At 36.8% G+C, this 17,705-nt stretch carries 11 protein-coding genes and 1 pseudogene; 7 read left to right on the top strand and 5 right to left on the bottom strand.

The features are described from left to right. Window positions 1-8: 8 nt before the first annotated feature. The gene (locus F6K40_RS11425; protein WP_293135662.1) at window positions 9-386 is read right to left on the bottom strand and encodes a ribonuclease domain-containing protein; all 378 of its coding nucleotides are present in this window, start codon (window positions 384-386) and stop codon (window positions 9-11) included. 244 nt (window positions 387-630) lie between these two features. Between F6K40_RS11425 and F6K40_RS11420 the strand changes: the two are divergent. Beyond that, window positions 631-940: pseudogene (locus F6K40_RS11420) on the top strand (glycosyltransferase); the annotation flags it as partial. 404 nt (window positions 941-1,344) lie between these two features. Here the strand turns inward: F6K40_RS11420 and F6K40_RS11415 are convergent. Together F6K40_RS11415 and F6K40_RS11410 are read right to left on the bottom strand one after the other, a co-directional pair. Continuing rightward, complete coding sequence (locus F6K40_RS11415; RefSeq protein WP_293135659.1) at window positions 1,345-1,914, bottom strand: hypothetical protein; 570 nt, start codon at window positions 1,912-1,914, stop codon at window positions 1,345-1,347. A 1,004-nt stretch (window positions 1,915-2,918) separates the two neighbouring features. Then, the gene (locus F6K40_RS11410) at window positions 2,919-4,301 is read right to left on the bottom strand and encodes an RNA polymerase sigma factor (RefSeq protein WP_293135656.1); all 1,383 of its coding nucleotides are present in this window, start codon (window positions 4,299-4,301) and stop codon (window positions 2,919-2,921) included. Window positions 4,302-5,131: 830 nt separating this feature from the next. Between F6K40_RS11410 and F6K40_RS11405 the strand changes: the two genes are divergently transcribed. The 5 genes from F6K40_RS11405 (at window position 5,132) to F6K40_RS11385 (ending at window position 14,737) form a co-directional block, all read left to right on the top strand. After that, window positions 5,132-6,505 (top strand): AAA-like domain-containing protein, encoded by a 1,374-nt coding sequence (locus tag F6K40_RS11405; protein ID WP_293135653.1) that lies wholly within the window; start codon window positions 5,132-5,134, stop codon window positions 6,503-6,505. Window positions 6,506-7,004: 499 nt separating this feature from the next. Then, window positions 7,005-7,139 (top strand): amidohydrolase family protein, encoded by a 135-nt coding sequence (locus F6K40_RS11400; protein ID WP_293135747.1) that lies wholly within the window; start codon window positions 7,005-7,007, stop codon window positions 7,137-7,139. Between the two features lie 219 nt (window positions 7,140-7,358). Then, window positions 7,359-8,375: a hypothetical protein gene (locus F6K40_RS11395; protein WP_293135650.1), complete on the top strand. Its 1,017-nt coding sequence runs from the start codon at window positions 7,359-7,361 to the stop codon at window positions 8,373-8,375. 91 nt (window positions 8,376-8,466) lie between these two features. After that, window positions 8,467-14,250, top strand: coding sequence for an AAA family ATPase (locus F6K40_RS11390; RefSeq protein ID WP_293135647.1), 5,784 nt, complete (start codon window positions 8,467-8,469; stop codon window positions 14,248-14,250). 244 nt (window positions 14,251-14,494) lie between these two features. Then, window positions 14,495-14,737, top strand: a complete 243-nt coding sequence (locus tag F6K40_RS11385) for a hypothetical protein (RefSeq protein ID WP_293135644.1) — start codon at window positions 14,495-14,497, stop codon at window positions 14,735-14,737. 143 nt (window positions 14,738-14,880) lie between these two features. Here F6K40_RS11385 and F6K40_RS11380 read toward each other — a convergent pair whose 3' ends face one another. Beyond that, window positions 14,881-15,510 carry a vWA domain-containing protein gene (locus F6K40_RS11380; RefSeq protein WP_293135641.1) on the bottom strand — a complete coding sequence of 210 codons (630 nt, stop codon included), beginning with the start codon at window positions 15,508-15,510 and terminating at the stop codon, window positions 14,881-14,883. Window positions 15,511-16,023: 513 nt separating this feature from the next. Between F6K40_RS11380 and F6K40_RS11375 the strand changes: the two genes are divergently transcribed. Next, complete coding sequence (locus F6K40_RS11375) at window positions 16,024-16,239, top strand: hypothetical protein (protein WP_293135638.1); 216 nt, start codon at window positions 16,024-16,026, stop codon at window positions 16,237-16,239. 295 nt (window positions 16,240-16,534) lie between these two features. Here F6K40_RS11375 and F6K40_RS11370 read toward each other — a convergent pair. Next, window positions 16,535-17,705, bottom strand: a 1,171-nt coding sequence (locus F6K40_RS11370) for an RNA polymerase sigma factor (protein ID WP_293135635.1), incomplete at its 5' end; no start/stop codon positions are given.

The following is a 17,705-nucleotide window of genomic DNA, read 5'->3' as shown; positions in this document are numbered from 1 at the left end:
CTAATTTGTCACCTTACCTGACAAAAAGTTTTATAATGGTCTTTAGTAAAATAAACTGGATCATATACTTGTTTACCACTCTGTGTGTAAACTAATGAAACAAAACGGTATTTACCACGGTTTCCTACATTTGGGTTGTTTGCATCTACATCATACTCGAGATATTCTTGACCCCTACCAATAGATGGTAATTTTGTACCTCCATAACCACCACTATTATTATATATTCTTCCCTGCTGTAATCCTGCTTTAATATTCCTGAGATCTTCCACAGCAACATTTGGAAGTTGTCCACATTTGAGTATATTAGCAGCTTGAGCTGAATTAGGATAGAGTAAGACTAATGCTAATAATAAGCACACTAAAATTCTAACAAGATTCTTCATACTATTTCCCTTTCTTGATTTTTCTTTGCTTTGCAAGAATGTAAGTGACAATAAGTCAGTTGCATAAGTCTTGAAACAACTACTGCCTCATAGAACTCGCGTTGCTTCCTGTTTGATTTCGCTTCTGTACTTCGTCACCCCACTACTATACTATAGACTAGACGTTTCTAGCAAGGTTTTTCTGACATGAATTTTATTTTTTTTCCTTTTCTGCTTTGCTTCATAACATACGGTCTCAACTATCGCCCTCGCTCTGGTATTTCCTAGTCTTTGGGAAGGGTTTGGTTTTCCCGTATTGGAAGCGATGGCCTGTGGTACTCCAGTTATTACTTCTAATATTTCATCCGTGCCAGAAGTTGCTGGAGATGCTGCTATTTTGGTTAAGCCGAAAAATGTGGGAGAAATAACCGATGCCATGAATATTATTGCTAAAGATGGAGGGGAGCAATCGCGCCTCTCCACCTTAAGTTTAGCTAGTAGCTCAAGAGTTTAGTTGGGAAAAAACTGGTTTAGCTATTAGGGAAGTAATTCAGAATTATCTGATTAAGGTTTAAATGATGGGAGCGATCGCTCCTTTTTGATTTGGGAAAGCGATCGCCGTTAGTGGATATTGGTAATGTTTTTTTCCACTTTACGAGCAAAATGCGACGGCGAGTCGCATTGAGGAATACGCTCGCCGTTGGTTGATTTGGGTTAGAAGTGGAGTTGAGAGAGTTGAGTTTCCTGAGGTTGGGGAGGGAGCAAGCTCCCCTATTCCAAACAGCTCCGGGGCAATGGATTTACTACCATAAAACGCACCTTTTTACCCTCTTCACATATAAATCAAAATACCATAATCAGAGTAATATTCGGGACAAAATCGTAAGACATTCCTAGTTGACTCCATAAACCTTCTCTTACGTAAACCACTCCGCACTAACGCAGCCATTTCCCATAGCATAGCTCAAGTCAAGACCGATTACTCCGATTTCCTTTCCCTCATAATCGTATTCGGCACCTTTACCCCACGTAACCGATCACAAGTAGAATCAACAGTTATACTATATTCGGGCAACACATCCAACACTGTACACATATCATGCGGGATATTACACCAATCCAGGCGGCCACCAGCATAACCGATCGCCACTTCAACTGGTATTTCCCGACTACTATCATACGGCAATCCGTCAAATGTCTCCAGAAACATAACATCAAGCTTTTTCACAGACTCACCATTAAACAACACTAAAAACCTAGGTTTCACGACATTTGCTTGGATGTCATCAGAAGACCCATGACCTATAATAAACTTGATCTTGACATCACTTATAATTACGTGGGGATTTACCGCCGCCACTATAAACAACACCGGGGCAACTGTCGTTCCGAGCAACGGCTGCGGGTTCGCTTCTGGATCAAACTTCAACTTAAAGTCATTCGGGGTCCTAACCGACACCTTAATATTCCCATCATTGTACACCTCCTGTGACGCCGACATTTGTCCAGATTCACTCATGACATCAACGAGTTCTACAGGGCTTGCCATTTTTTATACTACCTCACTTTCAAACAACATATCAAGCATAACATATTCTTTTGCCGAATTCAAAAACGAACTGTCTACATATATTTTCAGTACAAACATGTTCATACTTTACAATCATCGCTCACATTTGTTTTTTTTTGAACATCACAACTTGTGCTCATAGAGCAAATTTTTTGATGACATTACCTGAATTATCGTGTAGTTGTTTTTTCATCACTCCCGTGACGGGTACGCCATATGGCCTCATTCAATCCGTACTTTTACATCAATGTGGAGAAATAACCATCCTACGATTTTCATTTCTTTTGTGTTACATAACCCGCTCGAAAACTTGCTATCACCAGATTTTAATCCGGGCATTTTTCCAAATCGACATTTATCCTACTCAATTTCAAAAACATAGACTATTATCGCTCTTTTGCTATTGTGCCCCTAATCCATTGTTAATCTCTTCAACATTGTTTCGCATCGCCACACCAAATAAACCTCTCACGCAATTTTGGTAAAGAGGCAACAAAACTACACCACACATGAGACATTACCCCCCTGTATCCATCAACAACCTATACCAACTCCACTGAATACCCTTCAATGAACTCTCAACACCAGGGAAAAATTTCATCTCTCCCATTAACCGAGAACTTTACCCAGATTTAGTATTATCCCCTATCAAACTCCGCCACACAACATTCGGTCTCAACCATCGCGATCGCTATCTTGAGAAACAACAGGCAAAATATTTTTTCTGGGAACTTTTGCTGGCAGTTGATAGGCAACAGAAAACAGACAAAAAGGAAGAAATTTTTTCAGAGAGTGGGTGGTACAAAAAAAGATTTTTCTGAGAACTTTTATATCATGTCCGGTTGAACAGTGATAAATAAATAACTACGGAGGAGTCAGGAGTCGTAGGGGCGAGCAAGCGAATCGTCGGTACAGGAGTCAGGAGGGAAGAAAGAAGGAAGAGGAAGAATAGGAGAAGAAGAAGAAAGTTTTTTTATAACTAATTATCCGGACATGATATTACTTCCAGTTCCCTGAAATGGTTGAATAAAATTATTGATTTTCTGAAGATGTCTATTATCCTTTGATACAAAATCCAGTTGAACAGTTGTCATTGCGACGATAGGAAGCAATCTCCTCAACCCCTGAGATGACTTTCTTCTACTCCGTTTCAGTTGCAATGACTTAGATATAGTAATTCTCCGGATTTGATCTGACTCCACCGAACTTTCGACACACCCATCTTTTTCTACTTCAACTACCTCGACACATTCTATTTCACAGAACTTAGGCAAATTATTAGACAATACGCTATCCGTAGAGGGCGAATGCCATTCGCAAGAGGGCGAATGCCATTCGCCCCTACATATGGAAGCTTGGCGTAAATCCTGTTGAGTTAATTCTGTAGCAGTCTCCTGAATCTCCCGCTCAACTTGCTCCCTTGACTCGACAGCACTCTCCACAAACTCTTGTTTTTCTGACTCAACTAAGCGATCGCTCTCTACTTCTACCGATACTATTTCTCTTTCCTGAATACTCTCACCTAAATTATCCCCTGACTCCACAGAAATATCCACAAACTCAGATTTTTCTACCTCTACGACCTCTTCTTGTAACGGGAACCCACCCCAAACCCCTCCCAGGAGAGGAAGGTGGGATGATGGAGAAATAGAATGGCGATCGAATGTAGCGCGATCTTGTTTAGTTCCCGTCTCCAACCCATTCTTTTCTTCTGACTCAATACTCTGCTGCTTTTCCTGATTTTTCCTTGGGGTAGACAACTTCCGACTTCCCCTTGCTGTAACACTTACTTTCTCCCCCGTCCCTAGAAAATAGTCCCTCAACTTCTCTTTGAGCTTTTTCCTAGCTACATATATCCGCCTGGATACATTGTCATAGGATATCCCTTGGCGTTCCGCAATTTCTGTATGGGAAAGCTCTTCATAAAAATGTAAAATAAAAGTCTCCCGCAACGTTTCCGATAAATCAGCGATCGCCCGTCGAATCTGAATACACCTCTCCTCTCTTTCCAGACAACTGTCCGGCGACTCTACCGAAGAGGCCATACCCATCTCCTCAGTATCGCCCACCCATTCAATATTTTCAACACCCGTTGCCCTTTGAGAATGTTTTCGACAAATATCAATACAAAGGTTACGAGTCAACTGTATCAACCACGCCTTAAAATTATTAATTTCCCCCTCGAACTTTTGCACCTTTTCCCAAGCTTTCAGCATTGCCTGACTCAGAGCATCTTCGGCATCCGTTCGGTTAAAGTTCATTAACCTCAAACAGCACCGATATAGTAGTTCTCTATGCTCATTCCATTGCTGCCAAAACTGACAAACCAGATCGGAATTGCCCCTTTCGGTTAAAGCCAAGTCCATTATATTCCTCTTCCATCTGCTGACTATCTACATAATCAAGACGTAAGAGTATTTACTGGTATGACCTATCAAACTTCATATAAAAGCTCATATAATTAGGCTTTTCTTCATAGTGAAAATCAACCCTTATTAGCTACCTGCACAAGTCGAATCATTTGTCAATCTCAGAAAATCTATAAATATTTTCTAACTTCACAAGTCGAATTATTTGTCAACCTCAGAAAATCTACATGAACATTTATTCAATCAACAATAGGCAGTAAGTAATAGACAATAGTCAGCTAAGTGGTCTTATATATAGTGTCTTTACCGAATAATTAAATAATTAATACCATTTTGAAAAAAGAATTTTACGAATAATAAGCACCATAAAAAAAATTTATATGAAAATCTATTTTACAAAAAAGATGATTTTCAATATCAAAGATGGTCTTAAATCTATTCATTCTGACTCCTGAATTCTGAACTCTGTTTGCGGAGCATTCCGTAGGAAATTCTCACAAATACCCTAACTATTTGTAGCAAACATTTATCAAATTGGTATAAATAATTCAGGTTGAAAGCCTTCCCTTTCAAAGATAAAAAGCGGTCGTTTTCGGCTGTTGCTAACATGAAACGCTACACGACATAAAAAGCAGAGTTTCCCGTAGGGTGGGATGGATGGGTTACCTAACCATATCCAATAGACCTAATAGATAATTAATTTTTTCCTTTTAGTCAATCCTCTCCGTTTGAGTAACAAGTAATTATTCATTATTCATTATCCATTAATGAAATAAGTCCTGATATAGTGTCTGTGCATAAGTCCTGATATTTTTTAATAACTCCAGATGGATACAAAACAAACTACAGATTCTATCAAGCTAGATTTTGTTTTAGAAACTATTAATAGTAAGCTACTAGAAACCAAAAATCATCCTTTAAATGCCACAGAAACTATCATTCTCCAAGGTATTTGGGATAATAAGACCTATAATATTGTGGCTGAAGAGGCAAGTTACAGCTTAAGTTATCTAAGTAATGTCGTTGCTCCTGAGTTATTTAGACGAATTTCTGATATTATTGGCCAAAGGGTGACAAAGAAAAACTTTCGGGTGGAACTTCAAACATATCTCCTCCTACAAGCTACCTCAAAAAAAACCGTCGTGAGTCAACATTCCGAAAAACTTTCTCCCAGCGTAACACAACTAATATCACCAAGATTTCCGAGTGGATCTATTTCTCTAGATTCGCCATTTTACATACAACGAGTCGATATTGAGAAGCAAGTTTATGGAGAAATTGAGAAACCAGGAGCATTGGTGAGAATAAAAGCACCGCAAGAGATGGGCAAAACTTCCCTTCTTTTGAGGGTTATCAACCATGTAAAAGATTTGGATTATCGCACGGTATACTTAGACTTACAACAGGTAGGCCAAGATATTTTGACTGGTGGTATCAACAAATTTTTACGTTGGTTTTGTGCTAATATTGCCTATCAACTAAACCTAGAACCTAACTTAGATGACTATTGGGATGAAGATATTGGAAGCAAAATTAGCTGCACTCTATACTTTCGCAACTATTTATTACAGTCAAATAATTCTCCCTTACTTCTAGCTTTAGATGAAGTCAACCAGATTTTTGAGCATCCAGAAATAGCAAAAGATTTTTTTCCTCTGTTGCGATCGTGGTACGAGGAAGCAAAAAGACTCCCAGTGTGGCTAAACTTACGTTTAGTGGTAGTTCACTCCACTGAAATTTATGTACCTCTGCAACTGAAACAGTCACCTTTTAATGTGGGGTTACCAATTCAGTTAGGTAGTTTTAGCTTAGAAGAAGTTTTGGAATTAGCCCAATCTTACGGACTCGACTGGAGTGATGGGGAAGAAGCACATCTTTTGATGGCAACCACTGGAGGACATCCAGCACTGGTGCATCTGGCTATTTATCATCTGAGTCGAGAAGATGTAACAATCAGACAATTATTAGAAACTGCTGCAACATCAACTGGAATTTATGCCAATCATTTGCGACGTCATCAAGTGAAGTTGGAAGAAGAGCCAGAATTAGCGATCGCTGTGCAAAATCTTGTCAATACTAATGAACCTACATTATTGGAGTCTATTATTGCTTATAAGTTAAGTAGTATGGGGTTAATTAAGTCAGATGGAAATAAGGTTACATTAACTTGTGATTTGTATAGACAGTATTTTAGAAGTTAACAAAAACCTCATTAATAATTAATAATTAATAATTAATAATATCATGTCCGGTTGAATAGTTACACTTAGGAGGAAGGAAGGCAGCTATGCTGCTATGCTGAGGGCAGAAGGAAAAGAAAGATTGAAAGGGGAGAAGTTTTTTGATCACTAATTATCCAGACATGATATGATTGCCTTTCCTGTAATAGAAGGATTGGCTAAAAGGAATTTTTTTTCTTTTCTGGGCCAATTTATCATTACTTTTCAAAATTTACATTGGAAAGTCAAAGATGTAGTAAAATTGATGCCATCCGAGTATTTTCGCCGTTAATGCTACATTGCGGTTAACCCATCTGAACCTTATCTGACTCAGATTATTGAGTTTATAGGTTCTGACAATTTAATTTTTTGGTCAGATTATCCACATATTGATCGTCATTATATAAGTTAGGATTTAGTTTGGAAAGTCAAAGACATAGTAAAATTGATGCCATCCGAGTATTTTCGCCGTTAATGTTATATTGCGGTTGACCCATCTGAACCTTATCTGACTCAGATAATTGAGTTTATTGGCTCTGATAATTTAATTTTTGGTTCAGATTATCCACACATTGATCGTCAGCTAGATGTTGTTACAGATTGTTGTATAATTTGAGGGGAAGTGATATCAGGACATAGTAAACAAAATTGTTTGGGATAATCCCAGATGTTTTTATAACTTATAGTAAATAAGTTAAATTAGCTCAGTGTTTAGCTCTGCACAGAAATTAAATGATGGAGATTGAACTCAAATATCATTTTATAGTTGTGCAATGTTTAGTTTTCAACTAATTTTTTTATAATTTGACAACAATTTTAGGAGAAAGTAAAATATATGGCGTCTCAAAAACCCAATTACAATAATACACAAATTAAAGGCCTTGGCAGCAAAGGCACAAGTAATCAGCAAGAGCAGCTATATCAAATCCTTATAGTTGAAGAAACTGGTCAAGCTAATCATAATTCTACATCTCCCAATCTAGGGTTAACAACTAGAGTATTTACGGGTACAGAAAAACAATTAACAATTAATATAAGTAAAAATTATAACCTTGATGCTTATGAAATAAGTCAATCTAATATAATTAAAGACATAAAGGATTTGCCTAATGAGGGATTAGATATGAATCATATAATGCCCTTCCTACATAAAGACTCACATGGAGATAAATCACTTTTTATAACTCAGTACTCTACTGTGCGAAGACTTTTTCAGGCGAGAAAACTCTCTCAATTGATTGCCTCAACATGGTTGGACAAAACTGATAATATAGAGGGTTCTACTATAATAACAAAAGGATACGAAGATTATGTTGAAAAACTTTTGCTTCGTAGTAATCGAGGGCCAGATGAACCTAAAGCCCATAACTTTAATCGCTGGGACAGAAAAGAGCAGATGGTTATAATGCCAGACCAAGGAAGTTGGCAAAACATTAATTTGAATCTGTTGTTTTGTGGACAAGCTTATTTGTGGAAGAAGATTGAAAAGAAATTTATAAAATTATGTGAACCTATTTTATCTACTTATGAAGCGTCTCATCTGTTTGGTTTCGAGGTAATTTGGGAAGACTTTGCAGGCATTATAGAAGAGATATCACACTCAGGTGTAGCAAGTCCTCGGGGTCCCTACTACAAAGTATCAATTCCTTATCCACCACGCCCCTATCTAGTTAATGAAGGTGAACCAGGACTTTGTAAACCTATGATCAAAAAATGGGTAACAGCACCGGATTTAGGAACAACAGATGAAAACTTACCATTCGCTGAGAGCAAGTGGTCTCAAGAACACGGAATCAACATCAGATTTGTTACTCCTCCTTACCCTTATTTACCAATGACTTGTACTAGCTAAATTAAGCCTCAATAAAAATAATAAGCCATAATAAAGCACAATGCTAAACTTAACTTGTCAGCTTATCTTATGGCTTACCTATTAAGAGCTTATGAAAAATGACTATCAAATCATCAAAAAAATCTATGAAAGTCCTAACTCCCTCATCTATCAAGCTACTTTAAAAGAAAATAATCAACCTATAATTCTCAAAATCCTCAAAGAAAACTACCCTACTGCTTCGGAACTCACGCGCTACAAACAAGAATATGAAATTACTCGTTCCTTGAATGTAGATCTTATTATCAAAGCTTACGATCTACAAAGATACGAGAATAGTTTAGCAATACTCTTAGAAGACTTCGGCGGTAAATCTCTAAAATCATTACTATCTCAAAGTAAATTTAACTTAGAAAACTTTCTCACTATCGCCATTAAAACAACAGAAAGTTTAGCAGCAATTCATAAAGCTAATATTATCCACAAAGACATTAACCCCTCAAATATTGTCTATAATCCCCAAACAAAACAACTAAAAATCATCGACTTTGGCATATCTACCAGTTTATCTCAAGAATTTCTCACAGTCGTTCCCCCCAACCAACTAGAAGGAACTTTAGCATATATCGCCCCAGAACAAACAGGTAGAATGAACCGAGGTATAGATTATCGTAGCGATTTTTATTCCCTGGGAGTAACTTTCTATGAACTTTTAACTAATACACTACCTTTTGAAATAACAGATCCCATAGAGTTAGTTCATTGTCATATTGCCCAACAACCATTACCAGTACATGAACTAATTCCCGATATTCCTAATTCTGTGTCTAATATAATCAGCAAATTGTTAGCAAAAACTCCAGAAGAAAGATATCAAAGCGCTTGGGGAATTAAAGCAGATTTAGAAACTTGTCTAGAGCAATTCAATACTATAGGAGAAATTTCAGATTTTCCAATAGCTACTCAAGATATTTGTGATAAATTTCAAATTCCTCAAAAACTCTATGGTAGACAACAAGAAGTTAATCAACTATTAACAGCATTTGAAAAAGTAAGTCAAGGGACAACAGAATTAATCCTCATTTCTGGTTATTCAGGAATTGGCAAATCAGCATTAGTCAATGAAATTCACAAACCTATTACAAAGCAACGAGGAAAATATATTAGTGGAAAATTCGACCAATTGCAGAGAGATATTCCTTATTCTGCCATCTCTCAAGCATTTCAAGAATTAATCCGTCAACTGCTCAGTGAACCAGAAATCGCTCTACAAACTTGGAAAAATCAAATATTAGAAGCTCTAGGAAATAACGGTAAAATTATTATTGATGTAATTCCTGAACTGGAAAAAATCATCGGTAAACAAGCACAAGTTGAACAATTAGGAGCTACTGAAAGTCAAAATAGATTTAATTTATTCTTTCAAAGATTTTTGAATGTTTTCTGTAAAAAAGAACATCCTTTAGTCATCTTTATTGACGATCTACAATGGGCAGATTTAGCATCTCTACACCTAATTGAGCAATTAATATCAGATTCTGACAATCAATATTTTCTTTTAATTGGAGCATATCGAGATAATGAAGTTAGTGCTACTCATTCTCTAATGTATACCTTAGAGAAAATTAAGCAAGCACAAGTATCAGTTAATGAAATTACCCTTTACCCATTAAAAATTAATCATATTAATCAATTAATTGCTGAGACCTTAAGTTACTCCAAAGAAATTACTAAACCTTTAGCTGAGTTAGTTGCTAAAAAAACAGGAGGCAATCCATTTTTCCTGACTCAACTGCTGAATTATTTATATCAAGAAAATTTCTTAGTCTTTAACCCTCATAAACAACAAGATGAGCGACAAAGTTATTGGCAATGGGATATAGAAGAAATTGAAAGTGTATCGATTACTGATAATGTAGTTGAATTGATGGTCAAGAAAATTGAAAAATTGGAGGAAAAAACTCAACAAGTTCTTAAATTAGCTGCTTGTATTGGCAATAAATTTAATCTAGAAATTATGGCGATCGTTAATAATAAATCTCAAACAATAACAGCTAATGAATTACAGTTAGCCTTACATGAAGGGTTGATTTCACCTCTGAAAAATAATTATAAAGTTCCTTTACTATGGAATCCAGAAGATTTATCAAATAAGCTTTCAGAAAACTATTTTGAGGATTCAAAATATATCCCCTACAAATTTTCACATGACCGAGTACAACAAGCAGCTTATTCTCTAATTCCAGCAGCAGAAAAAAAGCAAATTCATCTACAAATAGGTCGTCTACTTGTGAAAAATTTTGAAGAAGATGAGTTACAGAATAAGATTTTTGATGTTGTAAATCAACTTAATCAAGGGTCTATTTTAATTACCGAACAATGGGAAAAAGATGAGTTAGCGAAATTAAATCTTCAAGCTGGTAAAAAAGCAAAAACTTCTACAGCTTACAAAACAGCATTAGGATATTTACAAACTGGTGGAAAATTATTAGCAGAAAATAGTTGGGAAGAGCAGTACAAATTCACATTAGAACTTCAAGTAGAAACCTTAGAAGCTTTGTACTTAAATTCTCAGTTGGAAGAGGTTGAAAAACTATCTGCAACTATTCTCCAAAAAGTCAACAATATACTCGATCAAGTTAAGGTTGATGAGCTACTAATATTGTCTTACTATGGTCAATTTCAGCCACAAAAATCTATAGATATTGCTTTAAAAACTTTAGAAAAGCTCGGAATCGAAATCTCTCAAGAAATTGTTAGTTATAGTGCCATAAAAAACAGGATTGAACAACAACAGAAATCTTTAAAGTTTCTATTAAAAGGAAAAAAGATTGAAGATTTAGCCGATCTGCCAAAAATGACAGACCCCTATAAACTAGCAGCTTTTTCTATAATACTATCAGTTGGAACAGCATTAGCAGCAACAAATTTTTCTCTGCGGATTGAAACAGTCTTCATTCAGCTTAATCTTTGTATTGAATATAATAATCCTCCTGAAGCTGCTAGTATTTATTCTTTATATGGAGTGCTTCTGTGTGGAATAATAAAAGATATTGATTCTGGATATCGGTTCGGAAAATTGTCTCTCAAGTTGTTAGAAAAAGATAAAATTTCTCAATTAGAATCTGTAGCTATACATCAATATTACGGACATATCTGGCATTGGAAAAAGCTGCTCAATCAAAAAGTTTCACAAGAAAAGTTACTGAATAGTTTACAAAAAGATATCAATAGAGGAAACAATGAACATATTTGTTATCTTGCTATAGACTATTGCTTTATTAAATTCTTTGGAGGGTGTAATTTAGCAGAAGTTGAAGGGGATTATCGAAAATATACTAAGTTAATCATAAAAATTCAGCAAGAATATTCTATAAATTATATAGAAATCTGTAAAAATATTGTTTTAAACTTAACCACCACAGAGCAACACAAATACTATCTATTAATTGGAAACTCTCAATACGCAGAAGATAGAGCAATAGAAATATATATTAATCAAGACAACCAATGGTTACTATTTATTTACTACTTTGGCAAAAACTTCATTTTATATCTCTTCAAAGATTATTTGAATGCTTTGAAAAATGGTCAATATGCAGATAAATATGTGATTACAATTTCAGGATACTTATGTACTCCACAGCATAATTTTTACTACTCCCTTGCTTGTCTTGCTCATTACAATAATTGTGACATAGAACAACGAAAAGAATTACTAGAACAAGTAGAAAAAAATCAAGAAGATATGGAAATATGGGCTGGACATTGCCGAGAAAATTTCCAGCACAAATACGATTTAGTAGAAGCGGAAAAGGCAAGAATTTTAGGACAAAATTGGCAAGCACAAGAACTATACGATCGCGCCATTGAAGGAGCAGAAAAATATGAATTTATCCACGAAGAAGCTTTAGCTTACGAACGAGCAGCAGAGTTTTATTTCGCCCTTGACAGAAAGAAAGTCGGTCAATTTTACTTAAGAAATGCCCATCATTGTTACATCCGTTGGGGCGCTAAAGCTAAAGTCAAACAGTTAGAAGAGGAATATCCTCAATATTTATTAGGAGTAGTAAATCAAAATAAATCAAAAGGTATTAATACAACTATGTCTACCTCTGGTTCTGATGGAGAAATTCTCGACTTAACAACAGTTATTAAAGCATCTCAAGCAATTTCTGGTGAAATTAATCTGGAAAAACTTCTACACAATTTAATGAAAATTGCCATCGAAAATGCCGGAGCACAAACAGGCTTTTTAATTCTCAATGAGGAAGATAATTGGGTTATTGAAGCTCAAGGAAAAATAGATAGCGATGAAGTTACAATCTTACAATCCATTCCTATCAAGTTTATAGATCCAGAAACATCAATTCCGATTTTACCAACTACGATTATCAATTATGTAGCTAGGAGTCAAGAAAATATTGTACTTAAAGATGCAGCTCACGAAGGACTATTTATTAATGACCCTTATATTATTGCCAAAAAAACTAAATCAATTCTCTGTATTCCATTAATTAATCAAAGTCAATTAACAGGAATTGTTTATTTAGAAAATAATTTAACTACAGACACATTCACAGCAAAAAGAGTCGAATTATTAAAAATATTATCTGCTCAAGCTGCAATTTCCATCGACAATTCTAGACTGTATCAAACCCTAGAACAAAGAGTCGAAGAACGCACAAAAGAACTGTCTCAAACTTTAGAAGTTCTCAAAGAAACTCAAGCAGAACTTATCTTTGAAAATGACTTACTAAAAACTGCCGAACCTAGCTCTAATTTTGATTATCAAGTAGGAGGAAGTTTGCCGATGGATGCTCCTACTTATGTAGTCCGACAAGCAGATCGAACTCTTTATCAAGCTTTAAAAAAAGGTGAGTTTTGTTATATTTTGAATTCCCGACAAATGGGTAAATCTAGTCTCATGGTGAGGATGATACACCATCTTAACCATGAAGGATATCATTGTGCTGCTATAGATTTAACCCGTATCGCTGATGAAAATGTGACGATAGAACAATGGTATAAAGGATTAGCTGTCGATCTATGGTACAGTTTTGATTTAGTAAGCACAGTTAATTTAAAAGCTTGGTGGAATGAGCGATTAGATATTTCTCCGTTACAAAGATTCGATAGATTTCTGCAAGATGTTTTATTATTTGAACTGAATAATAACGAAAGTGAACCTCCCAAAAAAGTCTTCATTTTTATTGATGAAATTGATAGTGTTTTAGGCTTAAAAATTCCGGTGGATAACTTTTTTGCTCTGATTCGATCTTGCTACAATCAACGAATGATCGATCCAAAATCTAGATATCAGCATCTCACCTTTGCCTTTTTTGGGGTAGCAACTCCTACCGAATTAATGACTGATATTAGGAAAACTCCTTTTAATATTGGTCAAGCAATTGAATTAGAAAGCTTTAAACCACATGAAGCACAACCTTTATTATTTGGAATAACTGAAAAAGTTAGTAATCCTCAAACTATGCTTCAAGAAATATTAAACTGGACGGGAGGACAGCCTTTTTTAACTCAAAAACTATGTCGGTTTATTCGTGATTCAAAAATCCCTATTCCTGTTAATGGTGAAACAGAATGGATAGAGAATTTAGTACAAGAAAAAATTCTGACAAATTGGGAAACTCAAGATGAACCAGAGCATTTAAAAACGATTCGTGATCGCATTCTTCACAGTCCAAACAAAACCCAACTTCTCACAATTTATCAGCAATTATGGGAGGAAAAAGAGATAGCGAGTGTAGATATTCCAGAAGAAAAAGAATTATGTTTGTCAGGACTAGCAAGAAAGCAAAATGGGTTGCTAAAAATTCATAACCGTATTTATGAATTAATTTTTAATCGGGGTTGGATCGAGTTCAACCTGGGTTGATTAATGGATAATGGATAATGGATAATTGATACAGCGGATTCCACCTTATATCATGTCCAGATAATTACAGGACTTACGCAGTACCGCTATATATAGTGTATAATTTGGTTATTATTCCTGATATAACCACTATAATTAGTGTCGTTGCGTAAGTCCTGTTCTATAATTTTACCTAACCTTTATCGGGCGGATAGCTAAGGGCTTCGATTTTCTTGGCTATCGGTTTTCGCCACGGGGGTTAGAAGTGGCGGTGGTTACGGTGGAACGGTTTTTTGAGCGAGTTTCTCGGCTTTACGAGCAAAATGCGACGGCGAGTCGCATTGAGGAATACGCTCGCCATTGGTTGATTTGGGTTAGAAGTGGAGTTGAGAGGGTTGAGTTACATTTGGTAGGAGAGGATACGATCTCCCCGTTTGCTTACAGCCACGGGGCAATGGATTTCCTTCCAACTTCCCTTTTTTGCCCTCTCCACGGCGTACCGAATTGAGGAATACGCTCGCCGTTGGTTGATTTAGGTTAGGAATGAAGTCTAAGGGTCGAGTCTTTAATTGATTTTTTCGGTGTAATCGTCATCAATCCCCCCTAGAAATTTCCTTTCTCCTCTCCGTCATCTCCGTTCCATAGGGGGAACTAATTATGTATTGTATGTTTTATTTCGTAATACATCGCTTTTGCCACTGCTTTCGGATCCAGTTTTTCTTTATATATTCCTCCAGTTGCTTTGGTTATTTTCTCTGCCTGTTTCTTAGGGCCGTTCAGGTTGTTCATTGGGTCCAAACTAAACGCATTTACTTTGATGTCTTTTTTCTTCAGCTCTGCTATGACATCATCTATTGTGACCTCGTTATTCTTATACCCAACTGGATCTTTTCCATAATAATCTCCAAACCAGGAAATATAACGGTTGGATTTAGGACGCCATTCGGTGAGCAGGTCTACTGTTGCAACTTGATGAAGTGCCAACAGTTGTGCCTCCGGATCGTCTCCTCCACCATGCACTGTCAGGTTATTCACTGCATTGGTTATCTTGTCTTCGTCAGACGTTAGGCTCAATACGATTTCCGATAAATCATTAGCACCATCTTCGATATCTCTATACCAAGCCAGTCCTATCTGAACATCCCACTCAGCACGCATTTGTTTCATTAATTTATATTCGTTCAACATGTCCGCTTTCATATTAGCGATCGCGGTAGTCATACTGCCTGTAACATCTACTACAAAGAAAATATCAACCAGGGGCCGCTCTTGATTAGACATCTTCACATCTCCTTTTTCTGATGTATGTTTTCACCCTTATAGACGCTTCATAACTTAAATATCTGACAACCAATTTAACGGAAACCTAAATTTCTTTCTTTTTGAGGGTTTCTGCTCTTTTCCTTGCTATATAGTCCAACTCTAGGACATAATACCTCAACCCAAAACTCATGCTATACTTGGGAGAAACTTCAGTTATTAAGTGATTTATATCATGTTCGGTTGAATACTTATAATTAACTGTTGTGAAGAGTCAGGAGTCAGGAGGGAAGAAAGAAGGAATGTAAGGATAATTTCAGTATTCTGGTGGTACTATCGGTACTCTTAGTCCTTAAATTTTATTATAACTGATTATCCACAATTCGTAGCTCCCCTGGAGGGGGCACATGATATTACACAGGGAAAATAACTTTTTCCCTTATTGTCACCCATTTAATGTTAATTACTATAATCTTTTCTCCGCTGCCCACCCACTCCCTTACTCCCCAACTCAAGAAAGTATAGAAATGTATTATGAGAAATGATTACATACGGTCTCCAGCATCACGATCACTCTCTTGGCAGCAAAAACTAACAACGATTCGCATTGAGTCAAGCGATCGCCCAAAAATTGCCAAACCAATATTTCGCGCTGCCGTAACCGTGACGCGAGGTTTGCGATTCCTATTCCTTTCTAAATCTCATCCACTATGGAACTCACCAACCAAACAGTCTCAACAAATACGTTAACTCTCAACGAATGCTGTTCTAACTTATTCTCAAATCAACCCTTGATCGCCACACAAAATCAACCTCTCACACAATTTTGGTAAAGAGGCAACAAAACTACACCACACCAGGGACATTACCCCCCTGTATCCATCAACGATCTATGCCAAATCCACTGAATACCCTTCAATGAACTCCAAACACTAGGGAAAAGTTTCACCTCTCCCATTACCCGAGATATTAACCCAGATTTAGTATTATCCCCTGTCAAACTCCGCAACATAACATACGGTCTCAACCATCGCGATCGCCCCTTTTACCGAGATTTAGTATTATCCCCTATCAAACTCGACCACATAACATACGGTCTTAACCATCGCGATCGCTCCCTTGATAAACAACAGACAAGAGATCTTTTCTGGGAACTTTTGCTAGCAGTTGATTGGCAACAGACAACAGACAAAAAGGAAGAAATTTTTTCTGAGAGTGGATCGTACAAAAAAAGATTTTTCTGGGAACTTTTGCTGGCAGTTCCCAGAAATGGTTGAATAAAATTATTGATTTTCTGAATATGTCTATTATGCTTTGATACAGCATCCAGTTGAACAGTTGTCATTGCCACGATAGGAAGCAATCTCCTAAACCCCTGAGATTGCTTTCTTCTTCTCCGTAACCGTCGCAATGACTTAGGTATAGTAATTCTCCGGATTTGATCTGACTCCACCGAACTTTCCACACACCCATCTTTTTCTACCTCAACTACCTCGACACACTCTATTTCTGTTAATTCTGTAGCGCTCTCCTGAATCTTCCGATCAACTTGCTCCCTTGACTCGACAGCAATCTCCACATACTCTTGTTTTTCCGCCTCAACTAAGCGATCGCTCTCTACCTCTACCGATACTATTTCCCTTTCCTCAATACTCTGATTTACATTATCCCCAAGTTCCACACAACCATCCACAAACTCAGATTTTTCTACCTCTACCACTTCTTCTTGTAATGGGAACCCATCCCTAACCACTCCCAGGAGGGGAAGGTGGGGTAATGGATAAATAGAATGGCCATCAAATGTAGCGCCATCTTGTTTAGTTCCCGTCTCCAAGCCATTCTTTTCTTCCGACTCACTTCTGTGCTGCTTTTCCTTATTTTTCTTTGGGGTAGCTAACTTCCGATCCTTCCCTACCGTAACACTTACTTTCTCCCCCGTCCCTAGAAAATAGCTGCTCAACTTCTCTTTGAGCTTTTTCCTACCTACATATATCCGCCTGGATACATTGTCATAGGATATCCCTTGGCGTTCCGCAATTTCTGTATGGGAAAGCTCTTCATAAAAATGTAAAATAAAAGTCTCCCGCAACGTTTCCGATAAATCAGCGATCGCCCGTCGAATCTGAATACACCTCTCCTCTCTTTCCAGACAACTGTCCGGCGACTCTACCGAAGAGGCCATACCCATCTCCTCAGTATCGCCCACCCATTCAATA

Source organism: Okeania sp. SIO3I5, assembly GCF_010672085.1.
GTDB lineage: Bacteria > Cyanobacteriota > Cyanobacteriia > Cyanobacteriales > Microcoleaceae > Trichodesmium.
The sequence above is the reverse complement of the archived record's forward strand: the minus strand, read 5'-3'. Positions and strand labels throughout refer to the sequence as shown.

Bases quoted from the DNA above. Each gene is read 5' to 3' on its own strand.
- F6K40_RS11405 (WP_293135653.1), top strand. From the start codon at position 5,132: ATGGATACAAAACAAACTACAGATTCTATCAAGCTAGATTTTGTTTTA.
- F6K40_RS11395 (WP_293135650.1), top strand. From the start codon at position 7,359: ATGGCGTCTCAAAAACCCAATTACAATAATACACAAATTAAAGGCCTT.
- F6K40_RS11415 (WP_293135659.1), bottom strand. From the start codon at position 1,914: ATGGCAAGCCCTGTAGAACTCGTTGATGTCATGAGTGAATCTGGACAA.
- F6K40_RS11375 (WP_293135638.1), top strand. From the start codon at position 16,024: ATGAGAAATGATTACATACGGTCTCCAGCATCACGATCACTCTCTTGG.
- F6K40_RS11425 (WP_293135662.1), bottom strand. From the start codon at position 386: ATGAAGAATCTTGTTAGAATTTTAGTGTGCTTATTATTAGCATTAGTC.
- F6K40_RS11410 (WP_293135656.1), bottom strand. From the start codon at position 4,301: ATGGACTTGGCTTTAACCGAAAGGGGCAATTCCGATCTGGTTTGTCAG.
- F6K40_RS11380 (WP_293135641.1), bottom strand. From the start codon at position 15,510: ATGTCTAATCAAGAGCGGCCCCTGGTTGATATTTTCTTTGTAGTAGAT.
- F6K40_RS11390 (WP_293135647.1), top strand. From the start codon at position 8,467: ATGAAAAATGACTATCAAATCATCAAAAAAATCTATGAAAGTCCTAAC.